The following is a 23,762-nucleotide window of genomic DNA, read 5'->3' as shown; positions in this document are numbered from 1 at the left end:
CCTCCCGATTTAAAGAGCCGATTGAATGTGGTTACGAACAACGGGATATATTTGTGTATCCCAGCGCTTACCGTTAAATACACCGTAATGCCCCACACCAGCCTGAAGATGGTGTGACTTCATGTAGCCCGGCAGACCACTACAAAGATCTTGGGCAGCCAATGTTTGTCCTATGCCACAAATATCATCCCTTTCTCCCTCCACCGTCAGGAGAAAAGTTTTTTTTATTAGCCTTGGATTAACCAATCTACCTTGATAAGTCAACCTTCCCAAAGCAAGGTCTCGATCCATAAAAACTTTTTGGATTGTTTGCAGGTAAAACTGGGCAGATAAATCCATGATGGCAAAGTACTCCTCATAAAACTCATGAATAGCGTCAGCCTTCTCAGTCTCACCGCTAATTCGGTATTCGTAGAGCTTACGAAACGATTCCGCATGACGATCTGGATTCATGCTCATAAATGCCATTAGCTGCAAAAAGCCTGGATATACTTTTCGACCCGCACCTCCAAAAGGTTTTGGTATCTCTCCGATAAGCTTTTCTTCAAACCATGATATCGGTTTGCTACTTGCTAACTCATTTACCTTAGTAGGATTTTGACTGACATCAACTGGGCCAGCCATCAGTGTCAAACTTGCTGGCACATCAGGACTTTTATCTTCGGACATGATTGCTGTAGCAGCAAGGCAGGCTACCGTTGGCTGACATACCGCCATGAGATGAGTTTGCGGACCAATAAACCGCAGAAAATGAATAATATGTTTTACATAAGAATCAAATTCAAATTCACCGCAGCTCAGAGGTATATCGCGAATATTGAGCCAATCAGTGACATACACATCATGATCTCGCAATAGGGTTCTAATAGTGCCAGCCAAAAGAGTGGCGAAGTGCCCTGACATAGGCGCTACCAACAATATCTTCGGCTGACCCTCAACAGCAGGTTTATTAAAGCGCACCAAATCACAAAAATGGGTTGAGTGCACCTTTTCTTCTCTTACAGCTTGTTCTATGCCGAACGAATCAATTACCGAATTAATCTTAAAATCTGGCCTCGTGTGCGTAAAACCAAGCAATGCAATTTGTTCATAGTGCGCCGAGAGCCGTTGTAGCGGATTTAAGCTGAGATTACCAAACCAATTATTGGAAACACGCTCTGATGCTTTCGCAAATATGCGAATAGGATCATGGAGGTTTGCAAAGGTTTGATAAGCCTTGTACATCATTTATAAGAACCGCTCTCAATGTGGCGTAGCGCTCGCTCAGTGGTTTTTAAAGTAGGATCAAATACCCTGCTTAGGGAAACATCATTCGCAATGATTGCCGCTGTTTGTGCTGCTTGTGCAGAAATAATGGATAAATTGACAAAACCCGCAACGTTAAAGATTTTAAGAAGGTCTAACTCTTGTATATCTACATCCGAGAATTCATCCGCCTCAATCTTCTTATAAAGATCTCGGTAATACTCACGCATGCCATCAAGCTCTTCTGCCAACGTCATAATCCGCTGAAACAGCACCGTAAAATCGGAGGTCAGTGAATTTTTACTCAAGACTTCCATGGGGTAACTCCAGGAACATCTGCTGGCCCCTTAGCCACTGGAACCGTTTCAAAATCCGCAGGTCCTACGATTTCCAGATACTCCATATCTGGCGAGTAATCAAACAAATAGTGAGTAATCCCAGGCATTTGATGCACGACATCGCCGGCCTCAACTAATGTGACCTTATCTTCATACATGAACTTTGCCCAACCCTTGTTCATGATGACAATTTGAAATTCGGCTACGTGATAGTGCCAGCCAGTGCCATCAACTGGTGGTTTATTAGCTTTAACCAAATGGGCGATTACCTTACCTTTGGTAGCTTTAGCCACACCTAAATCTCGGTACAAGAAAAAGTCTCGTAAACCACCTGGCAAAAACTGAGTATCTGCTGGCTTTACATGAGAGAAATCAGTATCACTTTTAAATTTAACGGGTGTATTCATGATCAAAACTCCACTTCAAGTTCTTCAATATCATCGGGTTCTTCAAGGGCGCCCATCACCCATTCCTTCATGTCAGGCATTGCCATGATGTGATCACAGTACTTCTCACATGCCTTATCAAGCGCTACGTGATAAGTCAGGAACCTGGTGACTACCGGTGCAAACATAGCATCGGCTAGTGTGGGCTCTTTGCCAAACAGAAATGGACCGCCATAGCTTGTAAGACAGTCTTGCCAAATGACCACAATGCGATTGATATCAATTTGTGCTTTTGACCAAACCTTAAATGACGCAAACTTTGCCTTAATGTTCATTGGCAATGAAGCACGCAGAGCTGAGAATCCAGAGTGCATCTCCCCGCATACAGAGCGACAATGTGCTCTAGCAATCGGATCTTTTGGCAATAAATGAGCACCTGGCTTAAGTTCGTTCAAATATTCGCCAATAGCCATAGTGTCCCAAACTCGACAACCATCATGATCCAACCGAGGAACCAGAATTGAGGGCGAGAGAAGCAATAACTCTGCTCTGTTATCCACATCATCTGGCGACACCACTATTTCTTGAAATGGCAAGCCAGAAAGTTTGAGCATGAGCCAACCCCGCAAAGACCATGATGAATAGTTTTTGCTACTGATCGTCAAGGTAGTTTGATTGGGCATATCCACTTTCAGAGGGAGTACAACTACAACTTATTCCTTCTGCATTTGGCATTTCGGCTCCTATGCCCTATTTTTGACGTCTTTTGTCCAATTTTGGGCATTTTCAGATTTACCGCACTAGTCTTGTGCGAAGCAATTCTGCACCCTTATAGTGAACTTATAGACTTTGAATCATGTCTATCCATGCTGCGCTCCATCACGTCACCGAATACAACTATGACCGCCTAGTGGAACTGGGGCCGCAAATAGTACGATTACGGCCTGCCCCGCATTGCCGCAGTCATATTCTTTCTTACTCACTCAAGGTGGAGCCTGAAGGACATTTTGTTAACTGGCAGCAAGACCCTTATGCAAACTATCAGGCGCGCTTAGTTTTTCCTGAAAAGGTGAAGAAATTTAAGGTAACCGTTGATCTTGTGACTGAGATGGCGGTATACAACCCTTTTGATTTCTTCTTGGAACCTGACGCTGAGAACTATCCGTTTAGCTATAACTCAGAATTAAAAAAGGAATTGCGCCCCTACTTAGGTAAGATGCGCAACGCTACATTAAATAAGTATTTAAAAACTATCGATCGCAGCAAAATGCGAACGATTGATTTTTTAGTCAAGCTAAATCAAAAAGTTCAACGCGACATTAATTACCTGATTCGCATGGAGCCTGGCGTTCAGACTCCCGATGAGACTCTAGATTTACAAAGCGGATCCTGTCGTGATTCAGCATGGTTAATGGTGAATTTATTACGCCTAAGCGGTTTAGCCGCTCGCTTTGTATCTGGATACCTGATTCAATTAAAGCCAGATGTCAAAGCCTTAGATGGCCCTAGTGGCACAGAGGTGGACTTCACAGATCTGCATGCATGGTGCGAGGTCTATTTGCCTGGTGCAGGCTGGATTGGTTTAGATCCAACCTCTGGACTATTTGCCGGTGAAGGCCATATTCCAGTTGCCTGCACCCCAGAACCTTCAGGTGCAGCTCCAATTGAAGGTGGTGTTGATAAGTGCGAAGTAGACTTTAAGCACACGATGGAAGTCACAAGGATTTATGAATCACCTCGAGTGACAAAACCTTATACAGAAGAACAATGGCAAGCCATTGTGGAGCTTGGTCATAAAGTTGATCAGAAATTAGAAGCTGGTGATGTACGTCTAACTATGGGCGGAGAGCCAACCTTCGTTTCTATCAATGGTCGTGATGAGCGCGAGTGGAATGTCGATGCGCTAGGACCTACAAAGCGTGGTTATGCAACGGATTTAGTGGAGCGCCTACGCAAACAATATGGTGATGGTGGTTTCTTGCACTTTGGACAAGGCAAATGGTATCCGGGTGAACAGTTACCTCGCTGGGCACTTTCGATTTACTGGAGGGCTGATGGTCACCCAATCTGGAAAAACCCAAAACTCTTTGCTGATGAACGTGATCCCATTACCTACACCAACAAAGATGCAGAAAAATTTGTCTATACACTTTCCAAAAATCTAGGGCTTGCTGATGAGTTTATTGAGCCTGCCTACGAAGATGTTTTTTACTACCTCTGGCGCGAATCTAAACTGCCAGTCAATGTCGATCCATTTCAGTCGAATTTAGATGATGAGATGGAACGCACTCGCTTAAAACGCGTTTTTACTCAAAAACTTGATTCAGTTATTGGCTATGTATTGCCGATTGAAGCAGGTCAAGCTCAGAACTACTTCGATACTCATTGGAAAACTGGTCCCTGGTTTTATCGCGAAGATCGCCTATATCTTTTGCCAGGAGATTCTCCGATGGGCTACCGCTTACCTTTGGACTCCCTGCCCTGGACCAGTAAAGCGGATTATCCTTACATGATCGAGCAAGATCCGTTTGCTCCTCGACCTCCACTACGAACTGCTGCGCCGGTAATTCACCAACACCCCAGTTTGGTTACCAACACACCAATCAAGATGACTGGTAAATCTACCAAAGGTAATACGATTTGGGGTCAATCAGAGAATATTCGCCATCCTCAACGCCAAGAGTCTGCTGCCTGGATCACCAGGACAGCGTTATGCGTCGAGACTCGTGATCCAATGCGCGCTAACGGCCCTGATACCGAAAACAAACATGGCGGCAAAAATGGTGCCCTCTATGTGTTCATGCCACCACTGGCAAGACTAGAAGACTATCTCAACTTACTGGAGGCTGTAGAAGCTACTGCCGATCAGTTGCAGTTTCAGATCGTGATTGAGGGGTATCCACCTCCACGTGATCCAAGATTAAAAATATTGCAAGTTACTCCTGATCCAGGTGTTATTGAAGTCAACATTCATCCAGCTCATAACTGGAATGAGTTGGTCGAGCACACTGAGTTTCTCTATCAGGCCGCCTTTGAGTCTCGTCTATCTGCCGAAAAATTTATGACTGATGGCCGCCATACCGGCACAGGTGGCGGTAATCACTTTGTGATGGGTGGCGCCACACCAGTCGATAGCCCCTTCTTACGCAAACCAGAACTCTTAGCAAGTTTGATTTTGTATTGGCACAACCATCCGAGCCTAAGTTATCTATTTAGCGGCATGTTTATTGGTCCAACGAGTCAAGCACCGCGAGTGGATGAAGCACGTAACGATCAACTGTATGAGCTCGAGATTGCGCTCAAAGAGATTCATGAAAATCGCAAGAAGTATGGTGCAAGCATGCCGCCATGGCTGGTTGACCGAACCCTACGCAATATATTGATTGATGTAACAGGTAATACTCATCGTAGCGAATTTTGTATCGATAAGATGTATTCACCCGATAGCCAAACTGGTCGCTTAGGTTTACTTGAATTACGCGCTTTCGAAATGCCGCCACATGCCCGTATGAGTATCGTTCAGCAACTACTGATTCGCGCACTGATTGCTCGCTTCTGGGACGAACCCTATTTAGCACCTGCAACACGCTGGGGTACCGAACTTCATGACCGCTGCCTACTGCCAACATTTATCAAGATGGACTTTGATGATGTCATAGAGGAAATGCAACGCCATGGTTATGACTTTAAGCCTGAGTGGTTTGCACCGCATCTCGAGATCCGCTTCCCACTCATTGGCCAAATCCAAACTATGGGTACAGAAATCACCATTAGAAATGGTCTTGAGCCATGGCATGTGATGGGCGAGGAAAGTACGGATGGCTGCACTGCGCGATATGTTGATTCTTCTATTGAGCGTATTGAGGTGCGCGTGACAGGACTCAATCAAAGTCGCTACACCATTACCTGCAACGGGAAACCATTGCCGCTTCAGCCGACCGGCACGGCTGGCGAGTATGTTGTGGGGGTAAGGTACAAGGCTTGGAATCCCCCATCAAGTCTGCACCCTAGTATTGGTATTCATGCGCCACTCACCTTGGATGTGGTTGATACATGGATGAAGCGTTCTGTGGGTGGCTGCCAGTACCATGTTGCCCATCCAGGTGGCCGAAATTACGACACCTTCCCCGTGAATGCTTATGAGGCAGAAAGCCGTCGTCTTGCACGCTTCTTCCGCATGGGTCATACACCAGGATCGATTGAGGGAGTGCAATCTAATATTGAAATTAGTGCCAGCAAAGAGTTCCCATTTACCCTTGATATGCGTCGATGAGACAATAGCTTGTGGATCCTTCTCAAGCAAATCCTCCGAGTTCTGTAGACACCCTCCCTTTGGCGGATGAGATAGCTCGTTTAGCACCACATGCAAAAGCCGGTCATTTTGACGAACTCCGAGGTCACTCTCAGGATCTATTGCCACACTGGAAAACGTTTTTTGAGCAGCTTGGGCCATCTGGGCTGTCTGAGTTAGACCAACGAACGCTTGAGCTCAATCGCCAAGTTCGTGATAACGGCATTACCTATAACGTCTATGCCGATGAATTTGGTCCACAGCGTCCATGGTCGGTAGATCTTTTCCCTTTAATTATTAATCCTGATTCTTGGCATGAGATTCAGGCAGGAGTTTTGCAAAGAGCAAAACTCCTTGAGGGCATCATGCAAGATATTTATGGACCGCAAACTTTGCTTAAGGAAGGATTCATTCCTCCGGCACTCATTCATGGTCACCCAGGGTATCTGAGGTCAATGTATGGTGCAAACTTTCATGAACGTAAGTATCTACATATCATTGCCTTTGATTTAGCAAGATCTCCGGATGGTAAATGGTCTGTTTTGTCACAGCGCACCCAAGCTCCCTCTGGACTGGGCTACTTACTAGAAAACAGAAACTTAATTTCCCGCCAGTTCCCCAAAGCTTATGAGCAAATGAACATTGCCCATTTAGCGAATGCCTATCGCGATTTGATTGATGCATTAAAGCTAGAAAGTCCTGCGGGCTCGAATGCCCATATTGCACTTCTAACTCCGGGCCCATACAACGAAACCTATTTTGAGCACGCTTACCTTGCTCGTTACCTTGGATTAACCTTGGTTGAAGGTGGAGATCTTACCGTTCGAGATCAACGGGTTTACTTAAAAACAGTGCGAGGCTTAGAACCAGTTGATATTCTCCTAAAACGCTTAGATGACGCGTTTTTGGATCCCCTGGAATTACGCTCTGACTCTACTTTAGGAGTTCCCGGTTTACTTCAAGCCATCCGCGCTGGTAATGTCATTTTGGCAAATGCTCCAGGCTCTGCCTTTTTGGAGTCCCCTGCACTTCTCGGCTTCTTACCTGCTATCAGCGAGCGTCTACTTGGTGAGCAAATTCAACTACCCGCAATGGATACCTGGTGGTGTGGCGAGCGAGCAGCACTGGAATCAGCCATTCCAAATCTGACTCGTAGCGCAATTAAACCAACATACCCTAAAGGTAGCGGACACCAGAATTACGAGTCTGTTCTTGGCGGTGACCTTACGCAAGCTCAATTAGATGAATGGGTTGGAAAAATTACTCGGCAGCCCGATGAGCATACGGTTCAAACCTATATACCGCTGGCACAAATGCCAACCTGGTTGAATGCCTTTAACCTCAACGATGCTTCACTAATAGAGCCACACTCTTATATGTTGAGGGTATTCGCTCTGAGCAACGGTTCGAATAGTTGGCAGGTTTTACCAGGGGGCCTTGCCCGCATTGCTAGCGATGATTCAGGTATCGCCTCCATGCAACGTGGCGGAAGTAGCGCTGATGTTTGGGTGCAAACCAATCAATCTGCTATCAATATTGAAGAAAATTCTCAGCAAGCAAACCAACCTAAAGAATTGACCATCCGTAAACGCATGGTTACCAGTCGTGCGGCCGAAAATTTATATTGGTTTGGCCGATATACAGAGCGTAGCGAGAATATCCTACGCCTAGCTAAACTGTATCTTGAAAATATCAATAGTGAATACACCCCATCCCGCTCCTTATGGTCATGGCTCGAACATCTTTGCCACCAGTATGGCTTGGTACCTGAGGGCGTTCCAAGAAATTTTGACCAAGGCGACATTCGCCATCGTATTTTTGAGAGAACCTTAATTGATTCGCTTAACAGCAGCAAAAATGTCACTAGCGTAGGATTTAATCTCAATTCAATGAAACGCACTGCATCAAATGTGCGTGAACGACTATCAACTGAGCAATGGAGCACCATTAATTACTGTATTGAAAACTTTCAAAAAGATTGCCATAAGGCTGCCACCTATCACGACTTTTCATCCTCTTTAGTAATTGACGCTTTGGGCCAAGTCAGTAGCTCTCTAGCTGCCATTACGGGCGCCCAAACTGATCGCATGACGCGTGATGATGGCTGGCAACTTCTCTCTATAGGTCGACATATAGAACGTTTGTCCTTTTTCACAGAGGTGCTGGACTCAGCCATCCAAATGGGATTATTGTTTAATCCAAATGTGGATGGCTCTGGATATACCGCGCTACTGAATTTATTTGACAGCACCATTACCTTCCATGCCCAGCACCAACAGAGCCGTGATATAGCACCACTGATCAGCCTGTTAGTAATGGACGATGAGAATCCCCGTTCCTTGGCATGGGTCAGCAAGGCTCTACGAGCTCGATTATCTAAATTAGCAGGTACTGAGCGCGACAGCCCGGATGAGCTCACGCGCAGTGTGACAAATTTGCAAAATTTTGATCTACTGAAGCTATCCACAGCAGATGCTTATGGTAATTTTTCGGATTTGAGAAACTGTTTACATGCCGTTTCTCAATCAGCCTGGAATGTCTCTGATGAAATTAGCGCACGCTACTTTAATTTGATTCATACCCAAGAGTACACAGTTCAGATATAAGCACAACTTTATGTTGCTCGAAATTATTCACGAAACCCAATACGACTATGATCCGAGCGTTGAAATTGCGCAGCATTTTGCTCATCTAAAGCCAGCCTCGGTTCAAAGTCAGCAGGTTCTGGAATCAGAGATTCAAGTGAATCCAAAACCTGCTTGGTCAGAAGAGAGCCTAGATAACTATAGAAATGTACGGACTTTCTTTTCTCTACAAAATCGACATAGCGAGTTGTTAATCAGCGCTAAATCATTGATTGAAACCAATCGAAACTTTCAATCAGGACCTAAACCGCAAGATACGCCCGCCTGGGAACTGGTGCGCGAATACTTTCGCTATCACTCCAAAAGCAAATGGGATGCTGCATCAGAATTTTTATTTAGCTCTCCGTTTGTGGAAATTCGCTCAGAATTCTATGAGTTTGCTAGAGCAAACTTCACGTCAGGACGTCCAGTACTAGAAGCTGCAATTGATTTAACCCAGAGAATTTATGGTGAGTTTCACTATGTCAGCAAAAGTACAGATATTGGTACACCCGCACTCGAAGCTTTAAATAATCGAAAAGGTGTCTGCCAGGACTTTGCACATATTCTGATTGCGTCTCTTCGTAGTATTGGACTACCAGCCAAGTACATCAGCGGCTATATCCTTACCAACCCACCCCCAGGTCAACCACGCCTAATTGGTGGCGATGCCTCTCATGCATGGGTTTCTGTATACGTACCTAATATTGATTCAAATGGAGATTTAACAGGTGGAAATTGGTGTGACTTAGATCCCACCAATAATCGCTGGGGATATATCTCACCTGGTGAAGACTATGTTCTTCTCGCTCAGGGCAGGGACTATGCAGATGTGTCCCCCATTCGCGGGGTTATTCATGGCGGGTCAGATCACAAACTAGATGTTGCAGTTACAGTCCGGCCTATAGAGCGTTAGGACCCCTCTCTCCAGTACGAATACGAATGACCTCAGTGATCGGATACACAAAAATTTTCCCATCACCAATTTTTCCAGTGTAGGCTGCCCGAGATATTATTTGCAACGCATCTTCCAGCAGCTCATCGGCAACTGCTACTTGAATTTTTAATTTCAAGATAAAGTCAATGATGTATTCGGCACCACGATAAAGCTCGGTATGTCCTTTCTGACGACCAAATCCTCGCACATCATAAGATGTCATTCCATTAACACCTATTTCGGCAAGAGCCTCATGAACTTCATCTAACTTGAAAGGCTTAATAATTGCAGTGATTAGTTTCATAATTCGCCATAAGATCGGATCATTGCATTGCACAAAAATTCTTACAAACTCATTAAACAACCAATTAGGGAGCAATAGTAAATTTTTTGCACTTGATTAGTGCAATTCATAATATTGAATCTTATTGTGGCACTAAGACTCATTTTGGTGCAGAGTATTAGCAAAAGCGTGCATCAAGTTATTTGTTTCTAATAATTAAGAAATATGCTTTGGCATGCGTATCAGAATTACACATGGGCTCATCCTTGATGCTTATTCAAGCAGCAAGACTCACCTTGCTCAGATATTATTTCCCGCTGGAGAATATTTTGCGAATTTCACTCCCGATGGAAAGATTGAAATCTTGAACTCTGGAGTAAGTAAGGCTCAATTTTCTTTTTCCCAATTTAGAGAAAAACTTTCATTAGGCGAGTTCGTGCTTATCGAAAGTTAGTGCTGAGACATCAAATCCGAACTGCGGAATCGAACTTTGCACCAAAATGCAATCGCACAGTCAATCGCACACTCACATTTAGGTCTTACAAACTATTGATTTATATGAGGTTTTGAAGAGCCACGACTTCTTTTAATCCGTTGGTCGCGAGTTCGAATCTCGCCCGACCCACCATATAGAATAAGGCTTTGCGGGCGATTCGCCTCAGCCTAACAAAATTCCAAAATTTACAGCCCTTACTACACAAGGGTTTGCTGTTAGTGATTCAATCGCACACTTCTTAATATATGGTTAATCAAATTCCCACCATTACTGATGAGGGTTTGCTTTCAATCCGATCTAGCTACTTATTTAAGCGTATCAACCACCGCAGCTAGAAAATCTAGGGCATCAATCGTAATCTCGGTAGTGATCTCATAAGTCTTCCACTCGCCCGATTAAGCAAAGCCAGTGGTAATTGGATACAAAGTTGGCGCTACTAGAACACCAGCAGTAGTTTTTATAAATGAACGGCGTGTAATAGACATATTGATCTCATATTGTGAATTTGGTCAATTATAGATTGAGCCTTGACCTCCGCAGCCCTGTATGTAATGTCAGGGGTACCAAGAGAGTTCGTAAATAAAAAATAATTTTGCATCCTCCCAATAACAACGCTGCCGACACTGCTAATTCATTTTTGAGATAAACAATCCAGAATTTCTTGCTTCACATTGGAATACTTCCCCGCTACATTGATTGCATCAATAGAAAGGAAGCAATATGAAACGCAATCAATTCTCAAAAGTTTTATTCGGCTTTTTTTTCTCCTTAGGTCTTTTATCCACTGCAGTAGCAGATCAAACCATTCTGAATGTATCTTATGACCCTACACGCGAGCTCTATCAGGACTTTGATAAAGTTTTTTCAGCAGAGTGGAAGAAGAAAAATAATGAAGAAATTTCTATCAAGCAATCCCATGGCGGGTCAGGAAAGCAAGCCCGTGCAGTACTTGATGGATTAGAGGCTGATGTGGTTACTCTAGCACTTGCTTATGACATCGACATCTTGGCCGAAAAGGGTTTGGTTGCTAAGGATTGGCAGAAAAAATTTAAAGACAATTCCTCCCCGTATACGTCTACCATCGTATTTTTGGTACGCAAGGGAAATCCAAAAAGCATTAAAGACTGGAACGACTTGGTTAAGCCAGGCATCGAAGTCATTACACCCAACCCTAAAACTTCTGGTGGAGCGCGCTGGAACTACCTTGCTGCTTGGGCCTATGCTCTGAAACAGCCCGGTGGGAATGATGTCAAGGCCAAGGAATTTGTTAGGAAGCTATTTGCTAATGTAAAAGTACTGGATTCTGGTGCACGCGGCTCAACTACGACATTTACAGAGCGTGGTATCGGCGATGTTCTTCTTGCTTGGGAGAACGAGGCTTTCTTGGCTGTTAAAGAGCTCGGTCCAGAGAAGTATGAAATTGTGACCCCTTCAATCTCAATCCTGGCCGAACCTCCAGTAGCAGTGGTGGATAAAGTTGTGGATAAAAAAAGTACTCGCAAGGTAGCAACTGCCTACCTACAAAACCTTTACACCCCTGAAGGTCAAGAGATCGCAGCCCGCAACTACTATCGTCCTCGTGATCCTAAGGTAGCTGCTAAATATGCAAGCCAATTTGCCAAGGTTAAGCTTATTACGATTGACCAAGTCTTTGGTGGCTGGCAAAAGGCACAAAAGACTCACTTTAATGATGGCGGCACTTTTGATGAAATCATCCTTAAATAAGCCTCCCTTCTTATAGCAACGTAAGCCCAGAACCAATCCTCTGGGCTTTTTTATCAGGATGCTTATATACATTTTGCGTATAAGTTAATGACCTTTTCTTGTTTCCCTTTTCTCAAGGTACCCCATAGACTCTGCAGATGTCTAGTATTAAGAAAAATATCTTCCCCGGATTCGGTCTATCGCTTGGTTACACCATCACCTACCTATCCATTATCGTACTGATACCGCTTTCAGCAATCATCTTTAAAACCACTAGTCTTACTCTGCCTGCATTTTTCGATGCTGTTACTGCCCCAAGAGTATTAGCCTCTTACCGCCTTAGCTTTGGAATGGCTCTTCTGGCTGGGTTAATTAATGCTTTTTTCGGTTTGTTGCTGGCATGGGCCCTGGTTCGATATACCTTTATTGGTAAGAACTTAGTAGATGCCTTGGTCGATTTACCGTTTGCACTCCCAACCGCAGTTACTGGTATTGCATTAGCAGCCCTTTACTCAAAAAATGGCTGGATTGGAAAATATCTTGAACCTTTAGGTATCAAGATTGCATTTACACCCTGGGGCGTTTTGGTCGCGCTCATTTTTATTGGACTGCCTTTTGTTGTCAGAACGGTCCAGCCCATTTTGGAAGAAATTGAAATTGAACTTGAAGAGGCTGCAGCAAGCCTTGGGGCAAGTCGTTGGCAAACATTCAAGAAGGTAGTCCTACCAATATTGCTACCAGCATTGTTAACGGGATTTGCATTAGCGTTTGCAAGGGCGGTTGGAGAATACGGCTCTGTAATCTTTATCGCCGGCAATATCCCCATGGTTTCCGAAATTACCCCCCTAATGATTATTACTAAGCTAGAGCAGTATGACTATGCAGGGGCCACTGCAATTGCCTCAGTCATGCTCTTGATATCCTTGCTACTCCTTCTTGCCATTAATGGACTCCAAGCTTGGACTGCCAAGCGAACAGGGAGGGTGCGCTAATGGACTCCATCACTAGATTTGAGCGCAGCTCGGCTACGAGAGATTCATTCATTGTCAAATCGCTTGTGTTAATTTTGTCCTTGAGCTTTTTTGGGCTTTTTTTACTATTGCCCTTGTTTTCAGTATTTGCAGAAGCCTTGCATAAGGGGTGGGTGTATTACTTCAAAGCCATTGCCGAACCCGATACTTGGTCCGCCATAAAACTCACTCTATTAGCCGCCGGCATCGCCGTCCCCCTGAACCTGGTCTTTGGCGTCACAGCCTCTTGGGCGATCTCTAAGTTTGATTTTCACGGAAAACATCTATTAATCACCTTGATTGATTTACCTTTCTCGGTATCACCAGTCATTGCCGGATTAATTTTTGTTCTTGTATTTGGCGCACAGGGATGGTTTGGATCATGGTTAAGTGATAACGACATCAAGATAATTTTTGCGGTGCCTGGCATTGTGCTCGCAACGATATTTGTCACCTTCCCCTTTGTAGCACGCGAACTCATTCCCCTAATGGAAGCCCAGGGACGTGAAGAGGAAGAAGCTGCAACTGTTCTTGGCGCTAGCGGATGGCAAACTTTTTGGTACGTTACCCTTCCCAATATTAAATGGGGCTTACTGTATGGCGTCATATTATGTAATGCACGCGCCATGGGTGAATTCGGTGCAGTATCAGTGGTGTCTGGCCATATTAGGGGTTACACCAACACCATCCCCTTGCAAGTAGAGATTCTCTATAACGAATACAACTATGTGGCCGCTTTTGCAGTTGCCTCGCTACTGGCTTTGCTTGCACTACTTACCTTAGCCGCCAAAACCTATGTGGAATGGCGCCTTGAATCAGAAACTAATGCACCGCCCGTAATTGAAGGACCACTATGAGTATCGAAGTAAAAAATATTAATAAATCTTTCGGGAACTTTGTCGCCCTAAATAATGTATCGCTCGATTTCCCTTCAGGTGAATTAGTGGCGTTACTTGGTCCATCTGGTTGTGGCAAAACCACCCTCCTTCGTATTATTGCTGGCCTTGAAACTCCAGATAGTGGCAATATTATTTTGGATAGCATCGATACCTCGCTTACACCGGTGAGAGATCGCCAAGTGGGATTTGTATTCCAGCACTACGCACTCTTCAAACACATGACTGTTTTTGACAATGTAGCATTTGGTCTGAATGTGAAGAATCGAAAAGATCGTCCGAGTAAAGATGAGATTGCATATAAAGTTCATGAACTTCTTAAGCTAGTGCAATTAGATTGGCTTCACGATCGCTTCCCCGCACAATTATCAGGCGGCCAACGTCAACGAATTGCATTGGCAAGGGCTTTAGCAGTAGAGCCTAAGGTACTTCTACTGGATGAACCCTTTGGGGCATTGGACGCCAAAGTACGCAAAGAACTACGTCGCTGGCTCCGAAAACTGCATGATGAACTTCATATCACCTCTATTTTTGTAACGCATGATCAAGAAGAAGCGCTTGAAGTAGCGGATCGAGTCGTCCTGATGAACCAAGGAAATGTTGAGCAAATCGGTAGCCCAGATGAAGTTTACGACCACCCTGCTACTCCTTTTGTATATGGCTTTCTTGGAAACGTCAATTTGTTTCATGGTCGCGTTGAGGGAGAAAGTATTCAAGTTGGCGGTCATCAACTCAAGCACGATCGCTCAGACTCAATTGCTCAGGGAGCATCTGTTTTGGCCTTTGCGAGACCACATGAACTCGATATCATTCCTGAAAATCAAGGCAATGATGGGGTGGTTGCACGCATTGACCGTATCCTTTCTTTTGGCCTTAACTCACGAGTCGAGCTTTCGGCAATTGCAAATCCCGAATCCCCAGCAACACCCCAGTTTTATGAAGTAGAGTTGCCACGATCAGAAATCGCTAGCCGCGGATTAGCAGAGGGTCAACAAGTACGCATTGTTCCATCCCAATTACGAGTATTTGAAAATAATCACTAAATAAGATTTCAGGCAGATAATCCAGTATGAACTTTCAACAACTCCGAATAATCCGTGAAACTGTTCGCCGCAATTTCAACCTGACTGAGGTTGGAAATGCATTATCTACATCCCAGTCAGGTGTGAGTAAGCATATTCTCGACCTAGAGGATGAGCTTGGTATTGAGTTATTTGTTCGTAAGGGTAAGAGGCTTTTAGGCCTTACAGAGCCTGGCAAAGAGTTGTTAACGATCGTTGAGCGCATGTTGCTCGATGCAAAAAATATTAAACAATTAGGTGAACAATTTAGCCAAAGTGATAAAGGCCAGCTCACCATTGCAACTACCCATACTCAGGCTCGTTATGCATTGCCTAAGGTGGTGAGTCTATTTAAACAACGTTTTCCAAAAGTGCATTTGGCACTACATCAAGGCAGTCCACAAGAAATCGTAGAGCTACTATTAGAAGGTCGAGCAGATATTGGAATTGCAACTGAGGCTCTAGAAGACATTCCCGAGCTGGTGACTTTCCCATACTATTCTTGGCACCACACTGTTGTTGTGCCAAAAGGGCATCCGCTTGAGAGCAAGAAAAATATAACGATTGAGGACATTGCCGAGTACCCTATCGTGACTTATCACGAAGGATTTACAGGTCGAAAATCCGTAGATCAAACATTTTCTAAGGCTGGTATTACTCCAGATATCGTTATGTCTGCTCTTGATGCTGACGTAATCAAAACTTATGTCGAACTGGGTCTCGGTATAGGCATCATTGCCTCGATGGCTTATCAATCAGATCGTGATACCAAACTTAGCTTATTAGATGTTGGTGATCTTTTTGAGAACAACACCACCCGTATTGCCCTCAGAAAAGGCTACTTTTTACGCGGATATGCTTATGAGTTTATTGAACTATGCTCCCCTAAACTTGATGAGCCTAAGGTGAAAGCTGCCTTAAAACCAGAATCACATCTCGATTTAGACTAATCTTTCTACCTTTGTGTTTTGACTTTAAAATCATTACTTTTTCATATAACGAGATGACTTATATATATTTGTAAGTAATAAGAACAGTCAATAAACTTCTGAGTCTAGGCTGGAGGTGCATATAGAGCCCATCCAAAAAATGTAAATGACTCTGCAAAAAATATCAAATTCCCTCGAAAAACCGACCTTTTGGGCTATTCCAACAAGCACCCTTAGCGCTGCAGAATTAGGTGAAAAGACTGCAGCCCTCAAACAACGATTAGAAAGCATTGCCTCACGCTTTTCTGATGTTCGATTTGCTACAAGCTTAGCCGCTGAAGACATGGTGATCACAGATGCGATTGCTACAGGCAGGGTCAATATTCAGTTATTCACTTTAGCCACTGGTCGCTTGCATCAAGAGACTTTGGACATGGCCCAGACAACTGAAAAGCACTATGGGATTTCAATTGCAAAAGCCTATCCAGAAGACCGTGATGTTCAAGCATTTATCGATCAATACGGCATGAATGGTTTTTACGATGGAGAAGCAGCCAAGAAAGCTTGCTGTGGTGCTAGAAAAATTAAGCCCCTAAATGCAGCACTTTTGGGTGCTGATGCATGGCTGACTGGACAAAGACGTGAGCAATCGACAACTAGAGTTAAGCTAGATTTTGAGGAACATGACGATGCTCGCGGCATTGCCAAATTCAATCCTCTATTTGATTGGACCGAAAGCGATATCTGGGCCTACATCAAACAGAAGGATGCACCTATTCATCCACTGCACTTAAAGGGCTACCCCAGTATTGGTTGCGAGCCTTGCACACGTCAAGTCAAAAAAGGTGAGGATATTCGTGCAGGTCGCTGGTGGTGGTTACAGAGCGATAGCAAAGAGTGCGGTCTTCATGCAAACAAATAATTATTTAATGGCAAAGAACGAATTACGAAATGCAAGAACAAAAATTATTAGATGATCATTTGGACTGGCTGGAAGCTGAGTCAATCTACATTATTCGTGAAGTTGTGGCGCAATGCGCAAATCCTGCCATGCTATTTTCAGGTGGCAAAGACTCCATTGTGATGTTTCACTTAGCTCGCAAAGCCTTCCAGTTTGGTAATCGCCCGGTAAAACTCCCCTTCCCTATTTTGCATATCGATACTGGCCATAACTATCCAGAGGTGATCACTTATCGGAATGGCGTTGTTAAACAAACTGGTGTGAAACTTATTGTTGGACACGTTGAAGACTCAATTAAAAAAGGGACTGTCCGATTACGCAAAGAAACGGATTCCAGAAATGCCGCTCAGGCAGTCACATTGCTTGAGGCAATTGCTGAGCATGAGTTTGATGCATTGATGGGCGGTGCACGCCGTGATGAAGAAAAAGCCCGTGCGAAAGAACGCATTTTCTCGTTCCGCGATGAATTCGGCCAATGGGATCCTAAGGTGCAGCGCCCAGAACTCTGGAATCTTTACAACGCACGTATTTCCAAAGGCGAGAATATGCGCGTGTTCCCCATCTCAAATTGGACTGAGCTCGATATCTGGCAATATATTGCGCGTGAGAAGTTAGAATTGCCAAGTATTTACTATACGCATCAACGTGAAGTGGTGCGCAAAAATAGCCTCTTAGTCCCCGTTACCAGTATCACCCCTAAAGCACCTGATGATGTCAGCGAAGTGTTGAGTGTACGTTTTCGAACCGTAGGTGACATCAGTTGCACTTGCCCAGTTCTCAGCACTGCTGCTACACCAATCGACATTATTGCTGAAACAGCCATTACTGAAATGACAGAACGTGGCGCAACGCGCATGGACGATCAAACAAATGAGGCCTCCATGGAGCGCCGTAAGAAAGAAGGTTATTTCTGATGAGCACTAGTCAAACGCATTCTGAAAATTCGCACCAAAACGTCGTTCGTTTCATCACTGCCGGCAGCGTTGATGATGGCAAGAGCACGCTCATTGGCAGATTGCTCTACGATACCAAATCTATTTTGGTGGATCAACTTGAATCTTTATCGAAAACTAAACATGCCCGCGTAACCTCATCAGATGCGGGTGTTGACTTGGCGCTACTGACTGACGGCCTTGAGGCTGAGCGTGAACAAGGCATCACGATTGATGTAGCTTATCGCTATTTCTCAACCCCAAAACGTAAGTTCATCGTAGCTGACGCGCCAGGTCATGAGCAATACACACGTAACTTGGTAACTGGTGCATCGCAATCTGATGTAGCCGTGATTTTGGTTGATGCAACCTGTGTTGATCTGAGTACTAAACCTGCAACATTATTAGCGCAAACTAAACGCCACGCAGCAATCGTACATTTACTTGGCCTACGGCATGTGGTCTTTGCCGTGAATAAAATGGACTTGCTTAACTTTGATGAGAAAATATTTAACACCATCAAGACATCGATTGAAGACTTATGCAGCAAGATTGGTTTACCCACGCCAACTTTAGTTCCCATATCGGCTTTATTAGGTACAAATGTAGTAACCGCTAGTAAAGATACCGCTTGGTATGCGGGCCCAACATTGCTGCAGTGGCTGGAAAGTCTAGATACCAGCCCTCAGTCTGAAAAGACCGGCTTACGTCTACCGGTGCAGTATGTCGCCCGCCAAGATGGTAGCGCCTCCGATGACTTACGTGCTTACCTTGGTCAAATCGAATCTGGAAGTATTCAGGTCGGCCAAAAAATTACTGTTCTCCCAGAACATCGTGAAGCGACCGTATCTAAGATCTATTTAGGCAATTACTCAAATCGAGATCAAGAGAATGTCAATAATGAAGTGCAATCCGCCCAAACTGGCGAGGCTGTTGCGATCAGCCTGGCTGAAGATATCGATGTTTCTAGAGGCTCCATATTCATTAGCGCTGAAGATGCTTCGCCACCAACGCTGAGCAAGCAGATTTCTGCCGATCTTTGCTGGCTAGATAGTGAGCCATTGTCATTGAGTCGCAAGTACGCCCTACGCCACACCACCAATACCATTGGCGCCAAGGTGAAAGAAATCCAAAAAGTGCTGGACGTGCAAACACTGTCTCACGCTCTTGAAACGCATCCACTCACCGCAAATGAAATTGGACGCGTAGACTTTGTTTTACAAAAACCGATTGCTGCCGATTTATTTAGTCAGTCAAAAAAAACCGGTGCATTTATTCTCATCGATGATACTACCAACCATACGGTTGCTGCGGGTATGATTCGAGAGGCTTGAATCTAAAAAACATCCGAAGGTTGTTTTTGGCAACAAGGCTCTTGTATTGCCACCAAGCTATGCTATACCTATTAAATTAGTAGAAGAGGTGGCGCCAAAACTAATTAACGTCTTTTAATGTCTGATAGCAGCCCTCAGACCACAGTCCAATGGCATTAGTACAGAAAATGTGCAGTAATTATCTACACACTTTCAGGATACTCAGCCTTACTTTAAGTAACGCTCAAGAGACAAATCCCCCCGATACTGCTGATGAAGGTTTGCTTTCTATTGGACTGAGACGGAATCAACCTAGCTCTATCGAGGCTTGAAAAATTCAAAATCCGACCTACAGATTCGAACTTTGCACCAAAATGCAATCGCACACTTTTCAATACTTAATTAAACAAAGCCCCCCACCATTACTGATGAGGGCTAATCCACTAAAGGATTGCTAAAAAGCAATTAAAGACTTTCTTAATAATCCGTATAACCTTTTTCCCCTGAAGTATAAAAAGTACTCATATCAGGATCAGTCAATGCAGCGCCAGTCTTGAGCTTCTCAACCAAGTCCGGATTAGAGATAAATGGTCTACCAAATGCAATCAGGTCGGCTTCTTTGGCCTCCAATACCGTTTCAGCTGTTTGTGCAGTAAAGCCCCCAACAGCAATATAGGTTCCTGCAAATGCTTGACGGATTTTTTTCTTCAGCTCTGCTGAAACGGCAGGTGCACCCATTGCCGAATGATCAACTAGGTGTAGGTATACCAAGCCTAATTTGGATAGATCTCGGCTAAGCGCTAAAAACTGTGGCTCTAACTCTGGAAAATCACCGGTACTATTAAATACACCTTGGGGTGAGATACGAATACCCACCTTAGTAGCGCCAATTGCCTTCACACAAGCATCGGCCACCTCGAGAACAAAGCGATTACGGCCAGCAATGTTTGCGCCATAACCATCGGTGCGCTTATTCACATTAGGGTTTAAGAATTGCTCCATAAGATAGCCATTAGCGGCATGTAATTCAATACCGTCAAATCCTGCTTTAATAGCCAATTTGGCGGCATTTGCATACTCCTGAACTACATTCTTAATTTCAGCCTCACCCAAAACATGTGGAGTTGTGTGTGGCTGCATGCTGCCAGTCTTATCTACCCACATCTCGCCTGGACAAACTTCGGGTGATGGGCCTACCACTTGGGCTCCAGCCGGTAAATTATCTTGGTGAGAAACACGCCCGGTATGCATCAACTGAACGAATATCTTTCCACCTTTGGCATGAACTGCTGCAGTCACCAACTTCCAACCAGCAACTTGAGCTTCATTAAATAAGCCAGGAATACGGGCATAACCTAAACCATTGGGTGACGGTGAAACACCCTCAGTCACGATCAAGCCAGCACTAGCGCGCTGACCATAATACTTAGCCATGAGCTCATTAGGAGTATTGTTTTCTACCGCCCTGCTTCTCGTCATAGGGGCCATCACAATACGGTTATTGAGCTCAACACCACCTAATCTATAACGATCAAATAACAACATAGCTACCCCTTAATTTATTAATATCTAACTAAATGATTATCAATCATGGATAGAATTGTTGCAAAAATAATAGTAATCCTCATGCTTAAACGAATGCCAATAGCTGAGCTAACTATGTAGTTTTATTAAGCCACATTCTTTGGTAAGCGCCCTCAGGATCATGATCCCTTGCTTGCTTCTTCACATTAAAGGGTCTTCCACCTCTGGGGTCGGTTCCCTTGCCGGCAATATACAACCAGTTACCTTGATTGCTATACACATCATAGTCAATTAATTGAGATTCAAACCAAGCAGCTCCCGCTCGCCAGTCACCTTGCATATCGTAAATCCAATAACTCGCGACAATTTGACGCATACGATTGGATAGAAAGCCTGACTCTCTTAATTCACACATACCAGCATCCACAAAGGGCTCCCCAGTATTGCTGGTCACCCATCGCTCAAATTTCTCCTGATTGAAGGGATAGCTTTTCTGGTTTCCTAAACCACTAGAAACATATAACTTTCTACCGTATTTGAAGTGCAAAAAGCGGAAGTAGTCGCGCCATAGAAGCTCGAACCATAACCAGTAAGTTCCTTCATTCGAACCATGCGTCGCCTCATAATCGGTAATCCCTTTTGCTATAGTCCTCGCAGAAATGCAACCTAGCGAAAGCCATGGAGAAAATTTACTCGAATAATCCATCCCAATGAGCTGATTACGAGTTTGCTTATATGAATCAACCAAATGACGTTCAAAATACTGTCTCAAGTGAGCTTGCGCACAGGTCTCTCCACCAATAAATGCATCAGTAGCCTTAGGTCTTTCATAATTGATCGGCGAGTGAAAAAGTACTTCTTGTTTAGGCAATTGGGGCACTGATTTCACAGCGGCAACCGGCTCGGAGAACCGAAGTAGATGTTTTTCAACTTGCTGCCTAAACTGGGTAAATACATCAGGCATCTTTTCTGGTGCAAATGGTAAAGACTGAGGATCTAGCATGCTGGATTGCCATAGATCGATAACTTCTATGCCCAGCTCTTTTAGCGCTTGTAATTGTCTTAACTCCTCTGGCGCCACTATCGACTCACAGTAAACTCGCTCAATCCCAAGCTCCACCTTTAGTCTTAAAAATATCTTTGTTAAATCTCCAGATGTTTCAAATAAGTCTGAGCCGTGCTGCTGAAGTTGAGACCTTAGATCACATAATGATTCTTGCAGAAATCGTTTGCGATGACTCCCCACTCTTGCAAAATGATGAGGGACGACATCTTCCTGCTCATCATGAATGTAGATTGGTAACAAGCAATCTACACCAGCACAAGCAAGGGCAAACGCTGGGTTATCAGTCAGACGCAGATCATTTTTGAACCAATAGATGGCTGATTTAGAGCTAGTCACTCGCTTATTGCACTTTCGATATTAATCGGAATGATTTGCTTTTTATAGGGCCCGGAAAGCGCCTTTTTAACTATCTTATAGATATCCAGATCAAACTCCGCTTCGCCAGACTCGGCTAATTCATAAAACTCATCATGATTGATGGCAGTTCCAAGGTAGCACCACTTATCCATCACAATCATTTCGTCGCCATCTTTAATTGCAATCGGGCCAGCATATGGCCAAACTTGAACCTTAAAGAACTCAAGAGCGGTCTTAAGTTGTAGGTTATGAGTGGTAAGTGGTGTTAACCCAATGCATGCACCAGTACATTGCTTCACTTGATACCCAAAACAGGATTTTCCTTCGATTCGTTTCTCAAGTCCTAGCAATGCCTCACATAGCCTATATTTTTTAGCGATTGCTTTCAAGTACTGATGCGCTTCTCGTTTACTGTAGAACAAGCCATACAAATTATCTTGCAAGCCAGGTGCTAATTGATGATGTGACACTAACTTTGGCACAAGCGTGCCACACTCATCCTGAATCAGACTCCAACCGCAAAGGTCTTTTGATCTTCGTAGCTTGACATTCATGCTTGGCATACGCTCTTTAATTAGTCTTGACTCCAGTAGTAAAGCGCTTAACTCTCCACTAGTCTCAATCCAGTCAATATCCCGGATCTGCATGGATAGCTTCATTTCCTTGCGCTGTGTCAAAGCCCCTTGAAAATGACTCATTACCCTATTGCGAAGCGAAATGCTCTTACCAATATAGAGCGGGACTTTGTTTTCGCCATAAAAGATATAGCAACCAGGAGCATCTGGAATGGAATCAATTAAGTTTTTATCTATATTGGGAGGCAAGCTGGGATTGCCAAGCAGCTGACCGATTGCTTCATTGAGTCTCTGTCTTCCGAACTTGGCTTCACATACCTGCCAAAACTGAAACAACAGATCGGCGTCACCAAGCGCCCGGTGCCTAGCGCTTACCTGAAGCCGATGCGTCTGAATGATGGTATCTAAATTATGTCTAGATTGCTCCGGAAACAAAAGCCTCGAGAGTTTTACAGTACATAAGACCTTGGGCTTAAATTCAATCCCAACTCTTTTGAACGACGCCTTAATAAAGCTATAATCAAAGCGGGCATTGTGAGCAATAAAGATTTTCCCTTCAAGCTCTTGCATCAACTCCCTAGCAATTTCCTCAAAACTAGGTTGATGCTGAACCATCGTGGGAGTGATTCCCGTCAACCTTTGAATATTTTGCGGAATAAATGTCTGTGGGTTGATCAGCCTTTCCCAGACACGGGTCTGATTGTTGCTTAGTGTCTTTATACCGATTTCCGTAATTCGATCTCGATCAAAATGAGATCCGGTCGTTTCAATATCTATAAAAGCTAAATCAGGGTAATCGCCCTCCATAATATCCACGCTATTCAATTTTGAAAG

Annotated in this window: 19 protein-coding genes; 11 read left to right on the top strand and 8 right to left on the bottom strand. The window is 44.2% G+C overall.

All coding sequences use genetic code 11. The features are described from left to right. Window positions 1–9: 9 nt before the first annotated feature. The 4 genes from phaZ to NHB35_RS03175 are packed head-to-tail and all read right to left on the bottom strand — an operon-like array spanning window position 10 to window position 2,652. The gene (phaZ, locus tag NHB35_RS03190) at window positions 10–1,227 is read right to left on the bottom strand and encodes a polyhydroxyalkanoate depolymerase (RefSeq protein WP_353432958.1); all 1,218 of its coding nucleotides are present in this window, start codon (window positions 1,225–1,227) and stop codon (window positions 10–12) included. After that, window positions 1,224–1,562: a hypothetical protein gene (locus NHB35_RS03185; protein ID WP_353432957.1), complete on the bottom strand. Its 339-nt coding sequence runs from the start codon at window positions 1,560–1,562 to the stop codon at window positions 1,224–1,226. Before NHB35_RS03185 ends, phaZ begins: the two co-directional genes overlap by 4 nt. Beyond that, window positions 1,550–1,990 carry a cupin domain-containing protein gene (locus NHB35_RS03180; RefSeq protein ID WP_353432956.1) on the bottom strand — a complete coding sequence of 147 codons (441 nt, stop codon included), beginning with the start codon at window positions 1,988–1,990 and terminating at the stop codon, window positions 1,550–1,552. Before NHB35_RS03180 ends, NHB35_RS03185 begins: the two co-directional genes overlap by 13 nt. Window positions 1,991–1,992: 2 nt before the next feature. Next, entirely contained in the window at window positions 1,993–2,652 is a 660-nt protein-coding gene (locus NHB35_RS03175) for a glutathione S-transferase family protein (protein ID WP_353432955.1), read from the bottom strand. 173 nt (window positions 2,653–2,825) lie between these two features. Here NHB35_RS03175 and NHB35_RS03170 point away from each other — a divergent pair, with 173 nt between their 5' ends. Genes NHB35_RS03170 through NHB35_RS03160 form a run of 3 tightly spaced genes read left to right on the top strand, consistent with a single transcriptional unit; the run spans window position 2,826 to window position 9,800 of the window. After that, the gene (locus NHB35_RS03170) at window positions 2,826–6,242 is read left to right on the top strand and encodes a transglutaminase family protein (RefSeq protein ID WP_353432954.1); all 3,417 of its coding nucleotides are present in this window, start codon (window positions 2,826–2,828) and stop codon (window positions 6,240–6,242) included. A gap of 11 nt (window positions 6,243–6,253) precedes the next feature. Next, a complete protein-coding gene (locus NHB35_RS03165) occupies window positions 6,254–8,866 on the top strand; it encodes a circularly permuted type 2 ATP-grasp protein (protein ID WP_353432953.1) in 2,613 nt (870 codons plus the stop codon). A 10-nt stretch (window positions 8,867–8,876) separates the two neighbouring features. Continuing rightward, entirely contained in the window at window positions 8,877–9,800 is a 924-nt protein-coding gene (locus NHB35_RS03160; RefSeq protein WP_353432952.1) for a transglutaminase family protein, read from the top strand. On the opposite strand, the gene NHB35_RS03155 is transcribed toward NHB35_RS03160, so the two are convergent. After that, window positions 9,787–10,125 carry a P-II family nitrogen regulator gene (locus NHB35_RS03155; RefSeq protein ID WP_353432951.1) on the bottom strand — a complete coding sequence of 113 codons (339 nt, stop codon included), beginning with the start codon at window positions 10,123–10,125 and terminating at the stop codon, window positions 9,787–9,789. The two genes, NHB35_RS03160 and NHB35_RS03155, sit on opposite strands and share 14 nt — an antisense overlap. Window positions 10,126–11,320: 1,195 nt before the next feature. Between NHB35_RS03155 and NHB35_RS03150 the strand changes: the two genes are divergently transcribed. The 8 genes from NHB35_RS03150 to NHB35_RS03115 all read left to right on the top strand — a co-directional run bounded on the left by NHB35_RS03150 (window position 11,321) and on the right by NHB35_RS03115 (window position 19,427). After that, window positions 11,321–12,325 (top strand): sulfate ABC transporter substrate-binding protein, encoded by a 1,005-nt coding sequence (locus NHB35_RS03150; RefSeq protein ID WP_353432949.1) that lies wholly within the window; start codon window positions 11,321–11,323, stop codon window positions 12,323–12,325. Between the two features lie 137 nt (window positions 12,326–12,462). After that, window positions 12,463–13,296 (top strand): sulfate ABC transporter permease subunit CysT, encoded by an 834-nt coding sequence (gene cysT / locus NHB35_RS03145; RefSeq protein ID WP_353432948.1) that lies wholly within the window; start codon window positions 12,463–12,465, stop codon window positions 13,294–13,296. After that, entirely contained in the window at window positions 13,296–14,171 is an 876-nt protein-coding gene (gene cysW / locus NHB35_RS03140) for a sulfate ABC transporter permease subunit CysW (protein ID WP_353432947.1), read from the top strand. Before cysT ends, cysW begins: the two co-directional genes overlap by 1 nt. Next, on the top strand, window positions 14,168–15,253 hold the full coding sequence (locus NHB35_RS03135; protein WP_353432946.1) for a sulfate ABC transporter ATP-binding protein: 1,086 nt from the start codon (window positions 14,168–14,170) through the stop codon (window positions 15,251–15,253). Before cysW ends, NHB35_RS03135 begins: the two co-directional genes overlap by 4 nt. A gap of 26 nt (window positions 15,254–15,279) precedes the next feature. After that, window positions 15,280–16,221 carry a CysB family HTH-type transcriptional regulator gene (locus NHB35_RS03130; protein WP_353432945.1) on the top strand — a complete coding sequence of 314 codons (942 nt, stop codon included), beginning with the start codon at window positions 15,280–15,282 and terminating at the stop codon, window positions 16,219–16,221. Between the two features lie 145 nt (window positions 16,222–16,366). Next, window positions 16,367–17,122 (top strand): phosphoadenylyl-sulfate reductase, encoded by a 756-nt coding sequence (locus NHB35_RS03125; RefSeq protein ID WP_353432944.1) that lies wholly within the window; start codon window positions 16,367–16,369, stop codon window positions 17,120–17,122. A gap of 29 nt (window positions 17,123–17,151) precedes the next feature. After that, window positions 17,152–18,075: a sulfate adenylyltransferase subunit CysD gene (gene cysD / locus NHB35_RS03120; protein ID WP_353432943.1), complete on the top strand. Its 924-nt coding sequence runs from the start codon at window positions 17,152–17,154 to the stop codon at window positions 18,073–18,075. Then, the gene (locus NHB35_RS03115; RefSeq protein ID WP_353432942.1) at window positions 18,075–19,427 is read left to right on the top strand and encodes a GTP-binding protein; all 1,353 of its coding nucleotides are present in this window, start codon (window positions 18,075–18,077) and stop codon (window positions 19,425–19,427) included. Before cysD ends, NHB35_RS03115 begins: the two co-directional genes overlap by 1 nt. Before the next feature lie 456 nt (window positions 19,428–19,883). Here NHB35_RS03115 and NHB35_RS03110 read toward each other — a convergent pair whose 3' ends face one another. The 3 genes from NHB35_RS03110 to NHB35_RS03100 form a co-directional block, all read right to left on the bottom strand. After that, complete coding sequence (locus NHB35_RS03110; RefSeq protein ID WP_353433380.1) at window positions 19,884–20,948, bottom strand: alkene reductase; 1,065 nt, start codon at window positions 20,946–20,948, stop codon at window positions 19,884–19,886. Between the two features lie 115 nt (window positions 20,949–21,063). After that, on the bottom strand, window positions 21,064–22,332 hold the full coding sequence (locus tag NHB35_RS03105) for a DASH family cryptochrome (RefSeq protein WP_353432941.1): 1,269 nt from the start codon (window positions 22,330–22,332) through the stop codon (window positions 21,064–21,066). Next, a complete protein-coding gene (locus NHB35_RS03100; protein ID WP_353433379.1) occupies window positions 22,329–23,735 on the bottom strand; it encodes an exonuclease domain-containing protein in 1,407 nt (468 codons plus the stop codon). The genes NHB35_RS03105 and NHB35_RS03100 overlap by 4 nt, the downstream gene beginning before the upstream one ends. Window positions 23,736–23,762: the final 27 nt, after the last annotated feature.

Source organism: Polynucleobacter sp. MWH-UH23A (assembly GCF_040409805.1).
GTDB lineage: Bacteria > Pseudomonadota > Gammaproteobacteria > Burkholderiales > Burkholderiaceae > Polynucleobacter.
Note: the sequence above shows the minus strand (reverse complement) of the source record. Positions and strands in the feature narration are given on the sequence as shown.

Coding starts and splice junctions, on each gene's coding strand:
- phaZ (WP_353432958.1), bottom strand. CDS start 1,227: ATGATGTACAAGGCTTATCAAACCTTTGCAAACCTCCATGATCCTATT.
- NHB35_RS03185 (WP_353432957.1), bottom strand. CDS start 1,562: ATGGAAGTCTTGAGTAAAAATTCACTGACCTCCGATTTTACGGTGCTG.
- NHB35_RS03180 (WP_353432956.1), bottom strand. CDS start 1,990: ATGAATACACCCGTTAAATTTAAAAGTGATACTGATTTCTCTCATGTA.
- NHB35_RS03175 (WP_353432955.1), bottom strand. CDS start 2,652: ATGCCCAATCAAACTACCTTGACGATCAGTAGCAAAAACTATTCATCA.
- NHB35_RS03170 (WP_353432954.1), top strand. CDS start 2,826: ATGTCTATCCATGCTGCGCTCCATCACGTCACCGAATACAACTATGAC.
- NHB35_RS03160 (WP_353432952.1), top strand. CDS start 8,877: ATGTTGCTCGAAATTATTCACGAAACCCAATACGACTATGATCCGAGC.
- NHB35_RS03155 (WP_353432951.1), bottom strand. CDS start 10,125: ATGAAACTAATCACTGCAATTATTAAGCCTTTCAAGTTAGATGAAGTT.
- NHB35_RS03150 (WP_353432949.1), top strand. CDS start 11,321: ATGAAACGCAATCAATTCTCAAAAGTTTTATTCGGCTTTTTTTTCTCC.
- cysT (WP_353432948.1), top strand. CDS start 12,463: ATGTCTAGTATTAAGAAAAATATCTTCCCCGGATTCGGTCTATCGCTT.
- cysW (WP_353432947.1), top strand. CDS start 13,296: ATGGACTCCATCACTAGATTTGAGCGCAGCTCGGCTACGAGAGATTCA.
- NHB35_RS03135 (WP_353432946.1), top strand. CDS start 14,168: ATGAGTATCGAAGTAAAAAATATTAATAAATCTTTCGGGAACTTTGTC.
- NHB35_RS03130 (WP_353432945.1), top strand. CDS start 15,280: ATGAACTTTCAACAACTCCGAATAATCCGTGAAACTGTTCGCCGCAAT.
- NHB35_RS03125 (WP_353432944.1), top strand. CDS start 16,367: ATGACTCTGCAAAAAATATCAAATTCCCTCGAAAAACCGACCTTTTGG.
- cysD (WP_353432943.1), top strand. CDS start 17,152: ATGCAAGAACAAAAATTATTAGATGATCATTTGGACTGGCTGGAAGCT.
- NHB35_RS03115 (WP_353432942.1), top strand. CDS start 18,075: ATGAGCACTAGTCAAACGCATTCTGAAAATTCGCACCAAAACGTCGTT.
- NHB35_RS03100 (WP_353433379.1), bottom strand. CDS start 23,735: ATGGAGGGCGATTACCCTGATTTAGCTTTTATAGATATTGAAACGACC.